General features: G+C 45.3%; 1 protein-coding gene. It reads left to right on the top strand.

Annotated elements, in window-relative coordinates; all coding sequences use genetic code 11:
• Window positions 1–746 precede the first annotated feature (746 nt).
• Entirely contained in the window at window positions 747–2,132 is a 1,386-nt protein-coding gene (gene ltrA / locus JOC94_RS22535) for a group II intron reverse transcriptase/maturase (RefSeq protein ID WP_139345537.1), read from the top strand.
• The last annotated feature ends 142 nt before the right edge of the window (window positions 2,133–2,274 follow it).

The raw sequence follows: 2,274 nt of genomic DNA, 5'->3' as shown, positions 1-2,274 counted from the left end.
GCAAGCAGCTTCGCTGTGGCTGTGCTTTGATGAATACACAAATTTAACATTATGCAAAGGTCGAAAACTTTTACACATAAATGTGGACTTGACTCGGATAAATTGTTCTAGTGTATAATACGCAAGCTTTTGGCGTAGTCAAAATATGTAGACTCCTGCGGGAATAGCTCGAGCTGAAGATCCCGCAGGAAAGCGACCTTTGCTTTCCGAGGAAGCTGAAGTGACCAGCGGAAAGCGAAATATGTTGATGTAGCGATGATAGGGATTTTTTTACACAAATAAACCGAACAATTTTAAATGAATTGTTCGGTTTTTGCGTGCGCCCGGCATGGGCTATAACTTGGTGGTGAAAGTCCACTACAGGCTTGGCAGTAGGAACTGTTAGCTAATGGCAAGGGTGTCCACCGTGAGGTGGAATCTGAAGGAATCCGGCGGCAAACTCCCAAACCGACGAACAGAAACCGCATAGAAGGCTGAATTGGAATGGACGAATTTGCGCAACAAAATGAAGTCCTATACTGCCCGAGTTCCATACAGTAAATGCGGCGGTTACATGGGAGGAAGGTTATAGCTCTTACCCGGGGAGGTCTTACAGGGGTTCCCGACAAGAGGGATGGAATATCCCACAGGAACAAACCCGTCAGTGATGACGGGTTGAACTGTAAGAAGTCAGCAGAGGCCATAGTAGTCCGTCAGGACGAAGGGCTGAACAATAACAACCCTGAAACGAAATGGAGGTAAGGACAGTGCAGAGACCACAGAAAACATCGGCAGATGGCTGGCCGCAAAGAGATAGGTTGGAAACCGAAGGGTATGCGGGAGCGTGCAGCCCTGTCTTTACAGAAATGGAGCAGCGGGGTGGTATCAGTTTGATTGACAAAGTGGTGGATATCAATAATCTCTTTAATGCCTGCAAGAAAGTGAAGGCGAATAAAGGGGCACCCGGTGTTGATGGAATGACAGTAGAGGAACTCTTCGGTCATGTAGCCAAATATCGTGACCACCTGATTCGGAAACTAAAAGACGGTTCATACGAACCGTTGCCCGTCAAACGGGTGGAAATCCCGAAACCGGATGGTTCAAAACGGAAACTCGGTATCCCCAGTGTACGCGACCGAATGGTTCAGCAAGCCATCTACCAAGTAATTGGCAAGCTCATTGACCCACACTTTTCCGAAATGAGTTTTGGATTCCGTCCAAAGAGGAACCAACACCAAGCCATCAATCAATCCATGGCATACTATGAACAAGGATACAGGGTGGTAGTCGACTGTGACTTGAAAAGCTATTTTGACACCATCAATCATCAGAAACTGATGGAGTATCTCAAAGAGTTCATCAGTGACAAGATTGTCCTGAAACTAATTTGGAAATTCCTTAAGAGTGGCATCTTGGAAGGCGGACTTATCAGTCCGACAGAAGAAGGTGCTCCGCAAGGGGGTGTCCTGTCTCCCCTTCTCAGTAATATCTACCTGCATCAACTAGACAAGGAATTGGAGAGAAGGGGTCATAAGTTTGTCAGGTTTGCGGATGACTTCTGTATTTATGTCAAAAGCAGAAGGGCTGGAGAGCGTGTACTGGAAAGCATCTCAAGATTCCTTGAAGACGAATTGAAGCTAACCGTAAACCAAAAGAAGAGTCAAGTCGGTTCACCGGTCAAACTAAAATTTCTTGGTTTCTGTTTGCATCCCACCGGTAAAGGTGTCGGGTGTAGAGCGCACCATTCTGCCAAGAAACGATTCCAAGCCAAATTGAAAAGCATCACGAAACGGAACCGTCCGGGTAGCTTTGAGAAGATTGTCAAAGAAATCAACGAAGTGACGGTAGGTTGGATTAATTACTATGGGATAGGATTGATGAAAACCTATATTCGATCCTTGGCACAATGGCTTAACCATCGGCTACGCCAGATGATATGGAAACGATGGAAGAAGGCTTTGACGAAATATCGCCAACTCTGCAGACTTGGTATTTGGAATGAAGAAGCCTGGAAAGTGGCAAACTCCCGAAAGGGATATTGGCGTGTTTCCATGAGTGAAACGCTCCACAAGGCAATCAAAACAGAAACGCTCATAAAGTGGGGGCTGAAAGACCTGAACCACTTATATGAGCGTCGATACTTAAGTTATTGAACCGCCGTATACGGAACCGTACGTCAGACTGTCTAACGAATAAAGCTAAAAAAAGGTATAATATAGGTAACTTATAAGCAGAGGAGATTCTTTAGAATGGGCAATGTTCACGGTTTTTCAAGAGATCAAATAAGTTTTCAAT

The sequence above is a fragment of the Siminovitchia thermophila genome (assembly GCF_016909185.1).
Taxonomy (GTDB): Bacteria; Bacillota; Bacilli; order Bacillales; family Bacillaceae_C; genus Siminovitchia; species Siminovitchia thermophila.
This window is presented reverse-complemented; position numbering and strand designations above follow the sequence as displayed.